We start from the raw sequence: 18319 nt of genomic DNA on the forward strand, positions 1-18319 counted from the left end.
ATCGGAAGGTTGTTCTTTCATCGTAGTGGTAATTGTCAATTACCTTGGTTCAATATATACAAGATACGAAGGGTGTGAGGGTTGTGTCCGAAGCATATAAAAAGGCCGGCGTGGATATTGCGGCAGGGAATGAAGCAGTTGAACGGATGAAGAAACACGTAAAGCGTACCTTCCGTCCAGAGGTAATGACTGATCTGGGTGGGTTCGGGGCACTGTTCGGCTTGAACAAAGATAAATATGATGAGCCGGTACTGGTCTCTGGTACAGACGGTGTGGGCACGAAGCTGAAAATTGCATTTGCCATGGACCGTCACGACACAATCGGGATTGACGCAGTAGCCATGTGTGTGAACGATATCGTGGTGCAAGGCGCTGAGCCGCTGTTCTTCCTGGACTACCTCGCTTGCGATAAGGTCATCCCTGAGAAGATTGAAGCCATCGTTGCCGGAATTGCAGAAGGCTGTCATCAGTCCGGCTGTGCGCTGATTGGTGGCGAAACGGCTGAGATGCCGGGTATGTACAGTGAAGGCGAGTATGATATCGCGGGGTTCACAGTGGGTATTGTGGACAAAGCCAAGATCATCAACGGCACAACCATTGCACCTGGAGACACGGTCATCGGTCTTGCTTCCAGTGGTGTACACAGTAACGGCTTCTCTCTGGTTCGCAGATTGCTGCTCGAAGAAGCTGGCCTGGATCTGCACTCGGAAGTGGCAGAACTGGGTGGCAAGCTGGGGGATGCCCTGCTGGAGCCAACGAAGATTTATGTAAAACCTCTGCTGTCTCTGCTGGAAAATGTCAATGTTAAAGGCATGGCTCACATTACCGGCGGTGGATTTATCGAGAATATTCCGCGTATGCTGCCAAGCAACGTGAATGTAGATATAGATTATGGTTCATGGCCGATTTTGCCGATCTTTAATCTGTTACAGCAAAAAGGCGATGTAACGAATCGGGATATGTTCACTACCTTTAACATGGGCGTCGGGCTTGTGCTGGTTGTGAATGAAGCAGATGCAGCAAAAGCACTGGAGCAGTTGAAAGCATCTGGTGAAGAAGCGTACATCATTGGCCGTGTAACTGAAGGAGATGCGCGAGTAACCTTCACAGGAGCGGATGTTTAATGGCGAACTACCGCATTGCTGTATTTGCCTCAGGAGAAGGAAGTAACTTCCAGTCTTTGGTTGATGCAGCACGCAATGGTGTGTTGAACGCTTCGGTGGAACTGCTCGTATGTGACAAGCCTGCTGCACGTGTTGTGCAGCGAGCACAGGATGCAGGGGTAGACTGCCATTTGTTTACACCCAAGGCGTATGCTTCGCGTGAAGCATACGAGGCAGAGATTATCGAAGTGCTGGAATCGAAACAAATTGATCTGGTTGTGCTCGCGGGATATATGAGACTGCTGACTTCATTAATGGTGGATCGTTACGCAGGCCGATTGATCAATATTCATCCATCCCTGCTGCCCGCATTTACAGGCAAGGATGCCATTGGACAAGCACTGGAGTATGGTGTGAAGGTGACCGGTGTGACTGTGCATTTTGTTGACGGGGGAATGGATACGGGGCCGATTATAGCCCAGCACCCGGTTCCCGTGCAGCCGGGAGATACAGCTGAAACGATCAGCAAAGCCATTCACGCAGCGGAGCAGCAGCTTTACCCTGAAGTGGTATCCTGGTTTGCGCAAGGTCTGGTTCAATTAGACGGGCGCCACGTCACTGTTAACAAACCGGTTTGATATAAGTTGAGATTTTTTCCGCACATGAACGGAGAGAACAGAAATAAGCTGGAGCAGCGAAGCGTTCGCCTGAAAGCTTTCTGAAAGAAGGCTGCATCGGAGTGTTCTGTGTAAACACCGTGGTTCAATTTATATAACAGAAGTCGAATGTTGGTACGCATTTTGTGATATTTCTCGGGAAATAAATCGGCTGTGTTTCGTCAGGAAACGCGAAGCTTATGGGACATTAAAGGAGGAGCATATTGTGAGTATCAAAAGAGCGCTGGTCAGCGTATCGGATAAAACAGGCATCGTGGACTTTTGCCGCGAGCTGTCGCAAATGGGTGTGGAGATTATTTCGACAGGAGGTACAAGCAGCCTGTTGTCGAAGGAAGGCGTTCCTGTCATCGGAATTTCGGATGTGACCGGATTCCCGGAAATTATGGACGGACGTGTCAAAACATTACATCCGGCAGTTCACAGTGGATTGCTTGCTGTTCGCGATAATGAAGAGCATACACGCCAAATGCAGGAGCTTGGTCTCGGTTATATTGATCTGGTTGTTGTTAATCTGTATCCATTCCAGGAAACGATTGCGAAACCGGATGTAGCCTATGAAGATGCCATCGAGAATATTGATATCGGTGGCCCAACGATGCTCCGTTCTGCGGCGAAAAACCATGCCTTTGTCAGCGTTGTTGTTGATGCTGCAGACTACAGCCAAGTGCTGGAGGAAGTTCGCAGCAGCGGAGATACGACGCTGGAAACACGCAAACGGCTTGCGGCAAAAGTGTTCCGTCATACGGCGGCTTACGATGCACTCATCTCCGACTACCTGTCCAACGTGAACGGCGACCCGTTGCCAGAGCGTCTGACGGTTACTTATGAAAAGCTCCAGGATTTGCGCTACGGCGAAAATCCACACCAACAGGCGGCATTCTACCGCAAACCGCTGGCTGCACAGGATACATTGACAACAGCTGAGCAGCTGCACGGTAAAGAGCTGTCCTATAATAACATCAATGATGCCAACGCAGCCTTGCAGATCGTCAAAGAATTTGAAGAGCCTGCAGTGGTTGCGGTGAAGCATATGAACCCTTGCGGCGTCGGGATCGGCGAAAGCATCTATGAAGCATACAGCAAAGCGTATGCTGCTGACCCAACATCAATCTTCGGCGGCATTGTGGCAGCGAACCGGATTATCGACAGCGATACGGCGAACAAGCTGAGCGAGATTTTCCTGGAAATCGTGCTGGCTCCTGATTTTACTCAAGAAGCATTAGACATTCTGACGAAAAAGAAAAACATTCGTTTGCTTAAAACAGGTGAGCTGAGTGCAGCACGCAACCGTGAGAGTCAATTCGTGGTGACGTCCATTGATGGCGGTATGATCGTGCAGCAGTCTGATGTACACTCGATTGAAGCCAGCGAATTGAACGTAGTGACCGATCGTGCACCTTCCGAAGAAGAAATGAAACAGCTGTTGTTTGGCTGGAAAGTCGTTAAACATGTGAAGTCTAACGCGATTGTACTTGCTGCAAACGATATGACGGTAGGTGTAGGTGCGGGACAAATGAACCGTGTTGGCGCTGCCAAAATTGCCATTGAGCAAGCTGGAGAGCAGGCCAAAGGTGCTGTTCTTGCTTCGGATGCATTCTTCCCGATGGGGGATACATTGGAGCTGGCAGCAAAAGCTGGTATTACAGCAGTTATTCAGCCAGGCGGTTCGATCAAAGACGAAGAGTCCATCAAAGTAGCCAATGAATATGGCATTGCGATGGTATTTACAGGTGTTCGTCATTTCAAACACTAGGCATGAAGGTATAAGCTATACGTTGTCATCATAAGTGGCAAGTGTTACAAAGGGGTGTCACCTGTCATGCTCATGACGTATGGGACACTCCTTTTTTCAGGAAGAGATACGATCTGATATGTGTGAACATACCAATACTATTGAAGCGTGGAGGGGAACAGACGAATGGATATTTTGGTTGTTGGCGGCGGTGGCCGCGAGCATGCGATCATTTGGGCGCTGGCGAAGAGTCCTAAGGCAGGTAAAATTCATTGTGCGCCGGGAAATGCAGGTATTGCACAGCTGGCAGAATGTCATCCGATTGCCGTACATGAATTCGACAAGCTCAAAGCACTTGCTGTGGAGCTGAAGGTAGACCTTGTCGTGATCGGACCAGATGATCCGCTGGCAGACGGGATCGTAGATGCGTTTGACTCGACAGGCATTCCGGTCTTCGGACCACGCCGTAATGCGGCAGAGATCGAAGGCAGCAAAACGTTTATGAAGGACCTTCTGCACAAGTATCATATTCCTACTGCTGCCTATGAGAAGTTCGATAACTATGAGCAGGCTCAAGCCTATCTGGATGAACAGGCCATTCCGGTGGTCATTAAAGCGGATGGTCTCGCTGCGGGTAAAGGGGTAACCGTAGCGTACTCCCGTGAAGAAGCAAATCAGGCGCTGCGCAGCATTATGGTTGATAAGGTATTCGGTGAAGCTGGAGCTAAAGTCATTATTGAAGAATTCCTCGCTGGACAGGAAATGTCGATTCTGGCTTTTGTGGATGGCGAGACTGTTCGCCCGATGGCGGCAGCGCAGGATCACAAGCCTGTCTTCGATCATGATCAGGGTCCCAATACGGGTGGAATGGGAACATACTCCCCGCTTCCACATATTCCGGCCTCCATTATTGAAGAAGCGGTGGAAACGATTATTAAGCCAACAGCAAAAGCGATGGTATCCGAAGGTCGGCCATTCCGCGGTGTATTGTTCGCGGGTCTGATGATCTCCCCGGATGGCAAGCCCAAAACGATTGAGTTCAATGCGCGTTTTGGAGATCCAGAGACACAAGTGGTGCTGCCCCGGTTGAATAGTGATCTGCTGGACATTTTCTGGGCAACCGTGCACGGGAAATTAGCCGACATTGAGATTGAATGGAGTGACGAGGCTGCGGTATGTGTTGTGCTCGCTTCCGGCGGATATCCGGGTCCTTATGCCAAAGGTGTCGTGATCCACGGACTCGATGAGGAGCACGAGGGCGTTGTATTCCATGCAGGAACCGCTCGTAACGGAGCCGGAGAATGGGTAACGAACGGTGGACGAATTCTGGGTGTGGTTGGTCTTGGCGCAGACATTGCGGAAGCGAGAGCCAAAGCATATGCCCAGGCAGAGCGCATTCAGTTCGAAGGAAAGCATCAACGCAGCGACATTGCAGCCAAAGCTTTAGTGTAAGCATAGCAGCGTTCTAAAACTAACCCAAATAGCCCGTAGGAGGGGTACCGAAAGGTATTTGCATCCTGCGGGCTATTTGCTGCGTATTACCTATAACGCGTGTAAAACAGGCAGCTACATACCTGCATGAGTACAACCTTAAGCAGCCTTTTCAGTGAGCAGCCACATTGGTTTAATTTCTGAATGAGGCGGGTAGTATTTCATTAAAATGGACTAATCTATTAGAGAGAACAACAATAAATTACGATCATTAACGAAGCAGGGATCACGCTGGATTAGCAGCCAAAGGCATAACATACATATAGACTATTCTGTGAACAATAGACTGTAAGCTTATGCCAAACCATGACGTGCAACTGGATGGTTTGGATCAAATCATGATATACTTTTCGGAAACAGGAATCGGTACGAGGGGAGGTGGATATCTATTGGGTAGGCGATATTGTAAATTGTCCAAATGGAGAATCTAGGTGGAGTTAATCAAGGAACAATGGACAGCATGAGGGGTAACCCGTTTTGATTGAAGTCGTTTCTAAAACGTCATGGACGTTATTGGCTTCATCTTGGATTCCTGTTTTAGATTTACAAGGTCATTGTGCAACTTATACAGAAATGATCATGAACTGATTTTTATATAATGTTTGATACATCAATCGACCCTTGCTTTAGTAACACAAACAGCGCATGAATAGTTAATGGCATAAATATTGACGAATCACGCTGTAACTATCTTTGGAGGTGAATCCCTGAGGATCGGGGAAGTCTTTGGACATAATTACCATATTAAATATCGCATTACTTATCATCTTGATTGTATTGACTGCATTTTTCGTGGCATCGGAGTTTGCAGTAGTTAAGATTCGTACATCAAGAGTGGATCAACTGGTTGCCGAGGGAAATAAACAGGCAGTGTTAGCCAAAAAGGTTGTCTCGAATCTCGATTATTATCTATCTGCCTGTCAGCTCGGGATTACCGTTACCGCCTTGGGACTCGGTGCTTTGGGTAAACCAACGGTGGAGAGATTGCTGTATCCTGTGTTCAGCTACCTGGACGTACCCGCTTCTATCTCGGCAATTGCTTCTTATGCGATAGCTTTTATTCTCGTTACGTTTTTGCATGTCGTTGTTGGTGAGATGGCACCCAAAACGCTGGCGATTCAGTTTTCGGAAAAACTGACGTTATTACTTTCGCCGCCGCTGTACTGGTTTGGTAAAATCATGTACCCGTTCATCTGGGCACTTAATGGTGCCTCTCGTGTAATTCTGCGTGGATTGGGTGTGAAACCTGCAGGACATGATCAAGCCTACTCAGAGGACGAGATTAAAATTATTATGAATCAGAGCTATGAAGGCGATGAGAGCAACAAGACAAAGCTTTCGTACCTGGAAAATGTTTTTGTGTTCGACGAACGGGATGCCAAAGACATCATGGTTCCGCGTACAGAATTGGTTACATTGAATCAGGATATGACTTATGACGACATTATTCCTATTCTGGATGAGCATAACTACTCCAGATATCCCGTAATTGAGGATGGAGACAAGGACCGTATTATTGGTGTCGTAAACGTGAAGAAGATTTTGCCGGACATGGTGGCGACTCGTGCATATCAATTGAGTGAATTCGTGCGAGAGATTCCATTTGTGTCGGAAGTGACTTCCATTCAGGATGCAATGATTAAAATGCAGCAGGAACGAGTTCACATGGCTGTCGTCGTGGATGAATACGGTGGTACTTCGGGAATCATTACGATGGAGGATATCCTTGAAGAGCTGGTAGGCGAGATCAGGGATGAATTCGATGCGGATGAAGTGGCAGACATTCAGGAAACCGGGAAAAACCAGTATCTGATTAACGGTCGCGTGCTTCTGGATGAACTGGAGCGACAGTTCGGGATTGTGTTCGAGGGCAATGAAGAGATGGATACCGTTGCCGGATGGATTCAGTACCAGAAGGGTGTCGGTGTGGAAAAAGGAGATACGGTTGAACACGGCGACTATGTCTGGACCGTTGTGGATGCCGAGAACTATCACATCAAGCAGGTGCTGCTTGAGCGTGTACAGGGCGCGGAGGTTCAAGAGCCTGCAAGTGATCTGGCTTAATGTTATGAGAGCTTGAGTATATGTGTACCTGATCTGCATGTACATTTTAAAACTTAATGGAGGTGAATCCCTCAATCTGAGGGAAGTCATTGGACGGAATAATAGCCTTAAACCTATTTTTAGTCGTTATATTTATCGGTCTGACCGCGTTTTTCGTAGGCGCTGAGTTCGCGATTCTGAAAGTGCGGATGTCCCGTATTGATCAATTGATCGCGGAAGGCAACAAAAAAGCAGTAATCGCCAAAAAAGTGGCACATAACCTGGATTATTATCTGTCAGCTTGTCAACTGGGGATTACCATTACAGCTCTCGTGCTGGGGGCCTTGGGTGAGCCAACGGTAGAGAAGATGCTGCATCCGTTATTTGAGCGTCTTGAAGTGCCGGCTGCGTTGTCCACGGTACTTTCTTACGGTATTGCACTGGCAGTGATCACCTTCCTGCACGTTGTGATTGGTGAATTGGCGCCCAAAACACTGGCCATCCAGTTTGCCGAGCGGATGACTTTAATGCTTGCCCCACCGCTCTACTGGTTCGGTAAAATTATGAATCCGTTCATCTATGCTTTGAATGGTGCAGCTCGTTTGCTGCTCGGCCTGTTCGGGATCAAACCGGCCGGACATGATACCGTTCACTCCGAAGAGGAGCTGAAGCTGATTATGGCGCAATCGTATGAGAGCGGGGAGATCAACCAAACCGAGCTGGACTATCTCAAAAACATTTTTGCGTTTGATGAGCGTTTGCTCCAGGAGATTATGATTCCGCACAACAAAATTGTTACACTGAACAAAGATATGCCGCTGGATCAGATTATTGAGGTGTTGAACCGGCATGAATATACAAGATATCCAGTCATTGCATCCGGGGAAACCAACCATTTTGTCGGTTTTATTAATACGAAACAAACCTTGACCAGTGTGGCTGCAGGCAGGGAGTTCAGTATGAACACCTTTATGCATCCAATGCCAAGCTTCTCGGAGCGTTCGCCAATCAAGGATGTGCTCATTCAGATGCAGCAGAGCCGCGTGCATATTGCATCAGTCCGAAACGAAGCAGGGGATACCATTGGAATGGTCACGATGGAGGATATTCTCGAAGAGATTGTTGGGGATATCAAGGATGAGTATGAGCATAAGGATTTGGTTCATCCGCCGAAGAAATTAAAGCTGGTATAATAAACACAATACTGAGCTGCAACCAACAGGCTCCCGAATTACGGGGCCTGTTTTTTCATAGGTATCCTTGCTTGGAACGTACAAATGAAAAATTTGAAAATGATTCACAGTACTAAAGTCTTAATTTTAAAATAAATGCTTGCGTAATGAAAGGAAATGTACTAATATAAATTTAAAGAATCTTAATTTAAAGATAAATACAAGTAAAGCCCAATAAAGGCAAAGAACAAATAAAAGCGGTGCACAACAACCAAAATACGATTATAAAGTCAAGGGAGTGGAGATTATGTTCAGAACTTCAGGAATTCATCACATTACGGCTTTTGTAGACGATGCACAGAAAAATGTAGATTTTTACGCAGGTGTACTGGGACTCAGACTGGTGAAAAAAACAATTAACTTTGATGCACCGGATGTGTATCACTTGTACTATGGCAATGAGCAGGGGGCGCCGGGTACAATTATCACCTTTTTCCCGCAGCAGAATGCAAGAAGAGGTGTCATTGGCTCAGGGCAGACCGGGGTTACTGTCTATGCGGTACCTGTGGGCAGCCTGTCGTTCTGGAAAGAACGTCTTGCTTCCTTTGATATTCCATATGAAAATAAAACGAGATTCGGTGAAAGCTACATTCGTTTCTTCGATAAAGGTGGATTGCTGCTTGAACTGGTGGAACGCGAAGGCGGTCAGCCAAGCCAATGGACATTTAACGGAGTAACCCCGGAGCATGCCATCAAGGGCTTCGGCGGTGCGGTACTGTACAGTCATGTACCTGAAAAAACGATGGAGGTGCTCGTCAGCAAGCTGGGTCTGGAGCAGGTGGATGAAGAGAATGGTCTGATCCGACTGCGTGCCAGCGGTGATCTGGGACAGATTATTGATATCCAATCGACAGGCATCCAGCGCGGCATCGGTGGTGCAGGAACGGTGCATCACATTGCATGGCGTGCCAAAGATTACACCGAGCATGAACAGATCCAGCAGGAACTGGAGCAAACCGGATATCACCCAACACCTGTAATTGACCGTCAATACTTCAATGCGGTATATTTCCGGGAGCCAGGCGGCATTCTGTTCGAGATTGCCACAGATCCTCCGGGCTTCGCGCGGGATGAGCCGGAAGAAAGCATGGGCGAGAAATTGATGCTGCCTGAATGGTACGAACCACAGCGCGCGCAGATTGAACAATTGCTGCCGCCGATTCAAGTACGTGAGTGGAAAGGGGACGTTAAATGATGAGTACAGCGACAATGAAACATATTTATAAAGCAGGTGCACAGCCGGATGCACCAACGATGCTGCTGCTGCACGGTACTGGAGGTACCGAGAACGATCTGATCGGACTGGCAGAGATGATTGCACCAGGTGCAGCTGTGCTTGGTGTACGCGGGAATGTATCCGAGAATGGCATGCCACGTTTCTTCCGACGTCTTGCCGAAGGTATCTTTGACGAAGAGGATCTGATTGCACGCACAGCGGAGCTGGGCTCCTTCATTGATGCTGCTGCGGCAGCGTATGGATTCGATCGGAAGAATGTCTACGCACTGGGATACTCCAATGGCGCGAATATAGCAGCAAGCCTGATGTTCCATCAGGCGGATGTATTCAAGGGAGCGATTCTGCATCATCCCATGGTACCGCTGCGAAGACTCACACTGCCTGATCTGACAGGATTGCCAGTGTTCATCGGTGCAGGCGAGAATGATCCAATCGTACCTCGCCGTGAAACCGAGGAATTGGCTTCACTTCTGAGCGGAGCAGGTGCTGCTGTGCACATGCACTGGGAGCGTCAGGGGCATCAGCTGACCCGCACCGAGGCAGCGGCGGCTGCATCCTGGTATCAGTCACAGGCGTAATGACGGTGAGATTATTCAAGACATATTTGCGCGAATGTATCGACTGAACAACAAGCATTATGGTAGTCGTAGATAAAAGGCAGCCACTACATGGCTGGCAGGGACACCCGATGAGATGGCGGATCGGGTGTTCTTTTTTTACATAGAACAAGGTATAATTAATTGATAATCATTTTCATTTAGAGATGGGTGCAGATAGGGACAGAGGACAGAAAATAGAGCTGGATGCGGATCAATGGAGGGAGGAAGGGGAGTAGATGAGTCAACAGCCCGTTTTACATACGTTTGGGGCAAGTGCTTATATTCAGACCCGTGATGGCCGAAGGCTTCATTATATGTCCGGGGGAGCAGGGGAAGTTACGGTTGTGTTTGAATCGGGCATGGGTGTCTCCAGATCAACATGGGGGCTGATTGTACCCGCTGTAGCCGAATATGCACGTACCATTGTATACGACAGGGCTGGAGCGGGACGAAGTGATGTCGATGCTTCCCCTCGTACACTTGCACGAATTGCAGAAGACCTGAACGAGCTGCTGGATGCGCTTGGGTCAGGGCCGCTTATTCTGGTAGGACATAGCTGGGGAGGTCCCATTGTTCGTACAGTGGCAACGGCCCATCTGTCTCGCCTGAAGGGGATTGTGCTCGTTGATCCGTCGGATGAGCATTGTGATTTGTATTTTACCAGGGTGGCGAAGGTGGGCTTTGCGATAAATGGTGCACTGATGCCGCTGCTGGCTCGTCTGGGCTTGTATCGTTTCCTTGGCATCAAAGAATTCAACCTGCAGCCTGCTGATGTTGTTGCGGATCACCACCAGGAGGACTTTACAGTACAGGCGGCTCGCACGATGGCTGCGGAGGTAAAGGGATTTATACAGGATTTGAAAATGCTGCAGGCGCAGCCTCCCAAGCTGGGCAATGCGGCGGTCAGCCTGATTTCAGGTACATTGCCAGGCACAGGCGAGCGTAAGATCAGACCCGCAATCGTAAAGGCCCACCAGCAGACGGTAAACAAGCTGTCCAACGCCAGATGGGTGGAGGCCGCACAGTCAGGGCATATGGTGATGTTTACAGATCCTGAGGTGATTACGGCAGAGATTCTGCGGATGGTGCAGGACGGAGAGCAAAAGTGATACAATAAAAAGAAAAAGCAATGTGTGACATTGTTAGACCATATAAGCGGAGTGTGGGGACAGATGAAACCAGAGAATCAAGAAACAACAGGAACGAGTACCGGAAATGAGAGCTCCAGACATGCCAGTGTTGGCATGGAGGATATCGTGCGCGCACATCATGTGCTGCGCGAAGTGATTGTAAGAACGCCGCTACAGCGGGATGCTGTATTGTCGGCCAAATATAACTGTAACGTTTATCTGAAGCGTGAGGACCTGCAAGTGGTGCGTTCATTTAAAATTCGTGGCGCCTACAACATGATTCGCAGTTTAACTCCGGCCGAGATGGAGAAGGGGATTGTCTGTGCCAGTGCCGGCAATCATGCCCAAGGGGTTGCATTCAGCTGTAATACGCTGGGCATTCACGGCAAAATCTTCATGCCAAGCACAACGCCCAACCAGAAGGTGAAGCAGGTGCGTCGTTTTGGCGGCGATAATGTTGAAGTTGTTCTGATCGGGGATACGTATGATGATGCATATGCCGAAGCGATGCGTGCGTGTGACGAGCAGGGCATGACCTTTATCCATCCGTTTGATTCACCCAAAATTATTGCGGGGAACGGTACGGTAGGTATGGAGATCATGGAAAGTCTCGACGAACATGCAGATTATGTATTTGTCACGATTGGTGGCGGTGGTCTGGCAGCCGGTGTGGGAACATATATGAGAACCGTCAGCCCGGATACTCAAATTATCGGCGTTGAGCCGCTTGGCGCGGCTTCCATGAGCGAAGCGATGTTCCGTAAACAGGTGGTCACACTGGATGATATTGATAAGTTTGTTGATGGCGCAGCAGTAAAGCGGGTCGGCGATCTGACGTATGACATCTGCAGCAGCATTCTGGATGATATTGTGAAGGTCCCGGAAGGCAAAGCCTGCACAACCATTCTGGAGTTATATAACGAAAATGCCATCGTGGTGGAGCCAGCCGGTTCGCTGGCTGTGGCTGCACTCGACCAGTACCGGGAACAGATCGCAGGCAAGACAGTAGTTTGTGTCATTAGCGGCGGTAACAATGATATCGACCGGATGCAGGAGATCAAGGAGCGTTCCTTGATCTATGAAGGGCTGAAATATTACTTCATGGTGAATTTCCCGCAGCGTGCAGGGGCTTTGCGTGAGTTCCTTGAGGAAGTGCTCGGTCCGAATGATGATATCGCCAGATTTGAATATACGAAAAAGCATGACAAGGAGAACGGCCCTGCCCTGGTCGGCATCGAGCTGATGTATAAAGAGGACTACCAGCCGCTGATTGAACGTATGAATCGCAAAGGTATTGCTTATACCGAGCTGAACAAAAACCTTAATCTGTTCAACATGTTAATCTGACGAAGCATTCCAGCCAGCGTGATCAGAAGATGGTGTTGCAAAGACTGGAATAGCACCGATATGTAGAGAGGGGGATCTATTTACAATTGAAACCAACTACAGCATCAGATCAGCAGAATACAGCACTTCAGCTCCGACCTGCGCGAAAGGAAGATGTGGATCAGATGCTTCCGCTACTGGTGCAGGCGATTGACGATATCGCATATGCACTTGCAGGCGAAGGTGATCATGAGCAGGCGATGTGTATCTTGCGTGAATATATGACACAGGAACATAACCGAATCAGTTATCAGAACATCACCGTGATGGAGCAGGAAGGGCAGATTGCCGGAATTCTGGTCGCTTATGCGGGCGATGATGCGGACCGTCTGGATCAGCCGATTCTGGATCGGGCTGGACGGAGTACCGACGAGAAATATACTTTGGTCAAAGAAACCCGTCCTGGGGAGTATTATCTGGATACTCTCTCGGTAAGCGAGCCATTTCAGGGGCAGGGCATCGGCCGTGCGCTGATGGCTGCTTTTGAGCAGCAGGGGAAACAACTCGGGCACACACGGGCTGCCCTCATCGTAGAAGAGGACAATGGCCGTGCGAGGCAGCTGTATGAACGGCAGGGCTACGTTCAGGATGAAGTCATCCTTATTGGAGGACATGCGTATTATCATATGATTAAACCGATTCAAGCACTGTAGGCTAGACTATGGACTAGCTGCGACCGTGTTTAAATTTGGCCAACAGACCATAGCGTTACTGGATCGGTGGAGGCGGCTCTGGGTGAAAGATGATGAATACTGACGTATGCAATAGGAAATAACCTATATAGCTCTTTCAAGAGCTCTGTCACCCGCATGAGACACGCCAAAAAAAGACGAACCCTCGCCGTTAGTGCGATGTTCGTCTTTTTGATCGTTACAAAGGATGTCGTGCCCCATCCTCAATCACACATGCCCCAATGGTCAGGAACACGCTGGATTCCGGGCATCCCTTACCTAATGTAGTCTCCATCACTTATCCTTCAGCTCACTAGGCGAGAAATTTACTGGTTCCAGAACTCACTCCTAGGCACATTCAGTTCCAGCCAGTTTTCTACTGCTTTGGTTTGTTCATACCTGGATTCGGCAACGACCTCCATGAAAGCATTCAGTTTTTTCAGAAAAGCACTGTTCTTGGAGGAGTTGCGTTGTAAGACAGCTTTGTAACCTTTTTGGGCGTTGGCATCCATGACATTGGTATCATAATCGAACAGAGGTGTATTATCCAGCCCGTAAAACGTATAAAAGGTATACTCGTTCATCAGCATCTGGACCTGCTGCTTCCGATTGGACTTGGGATAATCATTCAGGAATTGTTCCTGATTCAGCGCACGATTGAGCATCTCCTGATATCCGATCATGAGGCCTCCATCCTCTGTGGAAATGTTGCTTGTTTCTACTTCCATAATTTGAATGTACTGTTTAATATCCTTATTCACGTAGGCGGTATACTTGTCAAAAGCCGCATAATCCATGATCGGATACAGCGACCCCTCAATCATCGTCAGGCGATAACCGCTGTCTCTGGCTTGTTGCAGCAAGTTGCGTAGTGTGTTGTCTTTGGTGCGGTACATTAGTTGGGTGAAGCTGTCCTTCCACTTATAGATTTTCAACATCTGATCCTGTACATTCGGGACAAGCATACGATCTGTCATAGCGTTCAATGCCTTGATCCGGGCGTTCTCCAGCTGCATTACCATCAATGTCGCATGATATGGAGTGACTTGGCTGATCTTGGACTCAAGGTAGCGGTCTGCTGCGGGCAGCCCATTTTTTTTGTAAAGCATGCTCTGGAAGGACTTGTAGATCGTGGATGAGCTGGCTGAGGTAACCTTGGTCTCCGCAGCCGGTGCAGCAGAAGCCATGTTAGCGATTGGAGCAGCAGCCGTTTGAAGCAGCATAGTTAGTGCTGTGGCGGTAAGTAACGTACGTAATCCTTTTTTTAAAGAATGCGAAGATAATGTCATCCGTATAAACCTCCTGTATTTCTATAGTGTCAGATGTGATTGAAGTATAGGCTGGCTTGCTGGGAAAATAAATCCCCTTGCCAAGCTGTATTGGTTAACCGTTACCCACAGGTTACAGTAATTGGCACATAAAGTGGTTGCGGAATAATGACAAATTATTCTGTTATTTTTAACTTTTTAAGGTAGATGGAAGGTAAATTTTTTTGCGAAAATAATTATGGGCAGACCGGAAACTTTTTATCGAGTCGGAACGTCTTAGATGTGCATAGGAAAATACAGGAATTCACCAGTTGCACAGCTAATTTATACGGATACTACTAATTATGGAGAGAATGGGGATAGAGGTATGAGGAAAGCGGGAGGAAGTCAAGTCAAAAAGGTGATGTCAGCGCTGGCCGTGTCGGCCATGCTCATGTCTGCTCTGCCACTATCAGTGATGGACGCAGCTGCACGAATCAGTATCTATATTAATGATGCCGAGCTGCCGTCTGCTCAAGCTCCAGTCATGAAGGCTGGACGGGTACTTGTTCCGCTACGGTCAATTTTTGAAGGACTGGATGCAGAAGTAAAGTACAGTAACCAAACGAAAAGAATTACAGCAACACGTGGAGATCAGGAGGTTTCATTAACCCTTGGTTCCAAGGTTGCATATATCAACGGACAGCTCACCATGCTGGATGTGCCTGCAAGTACGATTCGGGGCAATACGATGGTGCCGATTCGTTTTGTGAGTGAAGCTTTTGGGGAAAAAGTATTCTGGAACTCACGGAATCAACGTGTAGATATCCAAACAACGTCGTCGACGCCTGAAACGCCAGTAGACAATACTCAGTTAGCGGCGTGGAATATATATGGCTCGGTATCCGGCAGTAACGGAGATGGCCGTGATCTGACAGTGAGCTTTACACGCGCCACTTCTGAGAACAGCGTATCCGCGTATCGGATCATGCTGGTGAAAACACGGGATGTGAACAGCTTCAACGAAAATGCGGCCTCAGCTGTTCCTTCCACCAATTATACGTCTATTACGCCAAACGGCAGCAATCCAAAGCTCACCCTGAACGCTCAGACACGTGATGTTAACGGAGATTTGCTGAACAGCAATGAAAGTTACCGTCTGTATGTATTGACCGTAGGCAATAGCAGCAATAACTACAAAAACACATTGAACTGGTCTTCCCAGGTCCTGAAGCTGAACCAGGTGAAGGCTTCTGTTCAAGCTGTAACAGGGCTGCGTATAGCTGACGTAAGCGATAATGCCGATGGTAGAGATATGGAGATTAATTTTACACAGCCAAGCACGACGTCCAATATTACGTATTACCGTGCGTTTGTGGTGAAAGCCAAGGATGCATCGACGTTTAGTCTCGATACAGCTAATAAAGTATCCAGTGCCAATTCCACGATCATATACAAAGGCAGCTCTACTACAGTCAAAACTCAGCTGACCTCCTCATCTCGGGATACTTCTGGAGAACTGATCAAGAACGGCACAGCGTATGTGGTATACATCATGTCGGTAAGTGCGAATACAACAATGGATAACAAGCTGTCCACTGTCTCATCCTCCCTGACACTGTCTGTGAATACAGCGGCAGCTCCAGTGATTACACAAGTGAGAGACATTTCAGATTATGGAGATGGCCGTGACATCCAGGTAAGCTTTAACCGTGTATCGGATGAGTCGAAGGTGGCAAACTATCGTGTGTTTGTTGTACGCAACTCGGTAACCAGCAGCTTTAATCTGAATACAGCAAGCAATCTGTCTTCCAGTCTCTATTATACGGTCAACAAAACAGGCAATAACATTGCCGTAACCCTGCCATCGAATATGCGGGATACCAGCGGATATAACATCACGAATTTGCAGGACTATCGAATCTATGTCATGGCAGCAGGCAGCCAGCAAAATAACTACACCAATGCGCTGTCGGCTTCTTCAAGTGTCTTGAGATTGACGTCCAATAGCACTGCAGGTGTGGCGAGTAATCTGTCTGTTACAGATATCGGGGACAACGGGAACGGTTCTGATCTGCGCGTGACATTCAACAGAGCGTCGGATGAGTCCAATATTTCACACTACCGTGTGTTCGTGGTGCCTGCGAATTATTCGGGAAGCTTCAATCTGAATGCAGCCAATTCATCGAATAACTATACTCAGGTGAATAAAACGGGAAGTAATCTGGTAGTATCACTTCCAAGTTATGCAGTGGATACCAACGGATATCGGATTACCAACAACGTTCCTTATCGGGTATTTGTCCTGTCCGTGAACAACAACGGCAATTGGAGCCAGAATGCTTTGTCCTCATATTCGGCTCAAATTACACTGACACAGAATTTAGCGATTACAGCACCGACTAAGGTTAACGCAACTGACGTTGCGGATAATGGAAATGGCAAAGATCTGCAGGTGACATTTAATAGATCTCAAAATGAGGCGAATATAAACCATTATCGAGTTTTCGTTGTGAAGGCCGCTAATGTAGGAAGATTCAACCTGGAGGAAGCAAATAGAAATCCTAACTTCAAGGTTGTTAATAAAGCAAGTGGAAGTGGAGATTACACATTTAATCTAGAAAATGTTAGAACAACAGATGGTGCAGATATTATCAATAATCAGAATTATCGCATTTTTGTTCTTGCTATGAGTAACAATAGCAGCGCTAATGTATTGTCTACGGCTTATGCTGACATTAGTTTGTCTGTGAGGTCTGCTGTATTGCCAGTTAAAATCACTAATTTTGGAGTCAAAGGCGTAGATCAAGCCCAAGGTAACGCATCCGATGTGACAGTCACCTTTACCCAGCCAGATTCTATACAGGGAATTGGACGTTATATGTTAATGATTGTACCTTCATCGACTGCATTTGACACTAACATTGCTAAAGCAACTGTAGTAAAAGGTGATGCGATTCAAGTTAGTCCAGGAACTTCGGATTTGCCTGAAGTACTGAAAGATAGCAACGGAAATACAATTAAAGACGGAATCTCGTATAAAATTGTTATCTTGTCCGAATCCTCTGATGCTAATAGAGAATCAAGTATTGCTACATCTGGTAACTTTACAATAAATGCAAAAAAACCAACATCTTTAGGGGCAGTGAATGTTCAAACACCAACGGCAACAGCCGATTCCGTTAGTGTGAGCTTTACCAAGCCCAACGAAACGGGTATTGCCGGCTATGAAATTTATATTACTAAGACTAATCCTGCGAGTCAAAACTTTAAAGCTATTAAAACGGTGAATGTAAACGACAACCAACCCATAAGTGTGCCAATTGGAAGTTCCGCTAAGGATTCAACTGATGTAGATTTTGCAGCTGGAGACTATAAAATTTGGGTTGTAGCAGTACCCTCTGATTTAACAAAAAACACATCAAGTAAATCTAATGAAGTCACTTTTACAATTCCAGCAGCGAATGCTTCAGGTACCTCCTCACCTGACACAAATGGCGGCGGAGCGAGTGCTTCGGGTGGAGACAATAATACCGGTAGCGAATCGACATCATCGGGAAACCAAACCCCATAAGTGTAAAAAAACAGTACTGTAACGAGCTTAATAACGGTACCTTCAGACTCCCCTTCCATTCCCGGAAAGGGAGTTTTTCCTTTTCTCCCTTATCGTCAAACGACAGCATCCGCCAACGCCGTGACCAATGTCCTTATTTTCGGGCGAATCTAGCCCTGAAAAGGGTTCCTTGGGCCATTGTTGACCTGCCATCAAAC

General features: G+C 47.6%; 13 protein-coding genes. 12 read left to right on the forward strand and 1 reads right to left on the reverse strand.

Annotated elements, in window-relative coordinates:
* Window positions 1-83 precede the first annotated feature (83 nt).
* The 11 genes from purM to DFQ00_RS17885 all read left to right on the forward strand — a co-directional run bounded on the left by purM (window position 84) and on the right by DFQ00_RS17885 (window position 13283).
* On the forward strand, window positions 84-1124 hold the full coding sequence (gene purM / locus DFQ00_RS17835; protein WP_110897841.1) for a phosphoribosylformylglycinamidine cyclo-ligase: 1041 nt from the start codon (window positions 84-86) through the stop codon (window positions 1122-1124).
* Window positions 1124-1741 carry a phosphoribosylglycinamide formyltransferase gene (gene purN / locus DFQ00_RS17840; RefSeq protein ID WP_110897842.1) on the forward strand — a complete coding sequence of 206 codons (618 nt, stop codon included), beginning with the start codon at window positions 1124-1126 and terminating at the stop codon, window positions 1739-1741. The genes purM and purN overlap by 1 nt, the downstream gene beginning before the upstream one ends.
* 244 nt (window positions 1742-1985) lie before the next feature.
* Window positions 1986-3533 carry a bifunctional phosphoribosylaminoimidazolecarboxamide formyltransferase/IMP cyclohydrolase gene (purH, locus tag DFQ00_RS17845; protein ID WP_110897843.1) on the forward strand — a complete coding sequence of 516 codons (1548 nt, stop codon included), beginning with the start codon at window positions 1986-1988 and terminating at the stop codon, window positions 3531-3533.
* Window positions 3534-3698: 165 nt separating this feature from the next.
* Window positions 3699-4964, forward strand: a complete 1266-nt coding sequence (gene purD / locus DFQ00_RS17850) for a phosphoribosylamine--glycine ligase (protein WP_110897844.1) — start codon at window positions 3699-3701, stop codon at window positions 4962-4964.
* Between the two features lie 765 nt (window positions 4965-5729).
* The gene (locus tag DFQ00_RS17855) at window positions 5730-7067 is read left to right on the forward strand and encodes a hemolysin family protein (protein WP_110897845.1); all 1338 of its coding nucleotides are present in this window, start codon (window positions 5730-5732) and stop codon (window positions 7065-7067) included.
* Between the two features lie 89 nt (window positions 7068-7156).
* A complete protein-coding gene (locus tag DFQ00_RS17860; protein WP_110897846.1) occupies window positions 7157-8239 on the forward strand; it encodes a hemolysin family protein in 1083 nt (360 codons plus the stop codon).
* 286 nt (window positions 8240-8525) lie between these two features.
* Window positions 8526-9473, forward strand: a complete 948-nt coding sequence (locus tag DFQ00_RS17865; protein WP_425271038.1) for a ring-cleaving dioxygenase — start codon at window positions 8526-8528, stop codon at window positions 9471-9473.
* Window positions 9474-9487: 14 nt separating this feature from the next.
* Window positions 9488-10093 (forward strand): alpha/beta hydrolase, encoded by a 606-nt coding sequence (locus tag DFQ00_RS17870; protein ID WP_110897946.1) that lies wholly within the window; start codon window positions 9488-9490, stop codon window positions 10091-10093.
* 257 nt (window positions 10094-10350) lie between these two features.
* Window positions 10351-11223, forward strand: coding sequence for an alpha/beta fold hydrolase (locus DFQ00_RS17875; RefSeq protein ID WP_110897847.1), 873 nt, complete (start codon window positions 10351-10353; stop codon window positions 11221-11223).
* Between the two features lie 135 nt (window positions 11224-11358).
* Window positions 11359-12591, forward strand: coding sequence for a threonine ammonia-lyase IlvA (gene ilvA / locus DFQ00_RS17880; RefSeq protein WP_110897947.1), 1233 nt, complete (start codon window positions 11359-11361; stop codon window positions 12589-12591).
* Window positions 12592-12677: 86 nt separating this feature from the next.
* Window positions 12678-13283 carry a GNAT family N-acetyltransferase gene (locus tag DFQ00_RS17885; RefSeq protein WP_244213910.1) on the forward strand — a complete coding sequence of 202 codons (606 nt, stop codon included), beginning with the start codon at window positions 12678-12680 and terminating at the stop codon, window positions 13281-13283.
* A 344-nt stretch (window positions 13284-13627) separates the two neighbouring features.
* Here DFQ00_RS17885 and DFQ00_RS17890 read toward each other — a convergent pair whose 3' ends face one another.
* Window positions 13628-14590, reverse strand: coding sequence for a hypothetical protein (locus DFQ00_RS17890; RefSeq protein WP_110897848.1), 963 nt, complete (start codon window positions 14588-14590; stop codon window positions 13628-13630).
* A gap of 346 nt (window positions 14591-14936) precedes the next feature.
* Between DFQ00_RS17890 and DFQ00_RS17895 the strand changes: the two genes are divergently transcribed.
* Complete coding sequence (locus DFQ00_RS17895) at window positions 14937-18122, forward strand: copper amine oxidase N-terminal domain-containing protein (RefSeq protein WP_167433762.1); 3186 nt, start codon at window positions 14937-14939, stop codon at window positions 18120-18122.
* Window positions 18123-18319 lie beyond the last annotated feature (197 nt).

The organism is Paenibacillus barcinonensis, assembly GCF_003217495.1.
Taxonomy (GTDB): Bacteria; Bacillota; Bacilli; order Paenibacillales; family Paenibacillaceae; genus Paenibacillus; species Paenibacillus barcinonensis.

What these genes read in the sequence shown, in the direction of transcription:
- purN (WP_110897842.1), top strand. Translation starts at nt 1,124, where the DNA reads ATGGCGAACTACCGCATTGCTGTATTTGCCTCAGGAGAAGGAAGTAAC.
- purD (WP_110897844.1), top strand. Translation starts at nt 3,699, where the DNA reads ATGGATATTTTGGTTGTTGGCGGCGGTGGCCGCGAGCATGCGATCATT.
- DFQ00_RS17865 (WP_425271038.1), top strand. Translation starts at nt 8,526, where the DNA reads ATGTTCAGAACTTCAGGAATTCATCACATTACGGCTTTTGTAGACGAT.
- DFQ00_RS17870 (WP_110897946.1), top strand. Translation starts at nt 9,488, where the DNA reads ATGAAACATATTTATAAAGCAGGTGCACAGCCGGATGCACCAACGATG.
- DFQ00_RS17875 (WP_110897847.1), top strand. Translation starts at nt 10,351, where the DNA reads ATGAGTCAACAGCCCGTTTTACATACGTTTGGGGCAAGTGCTTATATT.
- ilvA (WP_110897947.1), top strand. Translation starts at nt 11,359, where the DNA reads ATGGAGGATATCGTGCGCGCACATCATGTGCTGCGCGAAGTGATTGTA.
- DFQ00_RS17890 (WP_110897848.1), bottom strand. Translation starts at nt 14,590, where the DNA reads ATGACATTATCTTCGCATTCTTTAAAAAAAGGATTACGTACGTTACTT.
- DFQ00_RS17895 (WP_167433762.1), top strand. Translation starts at nt 14,937, where the DNA reads ATGAGGAAAGCGGGAGGAAGTCAAGTCAAAAAGGTGATGTCAGCGCTG.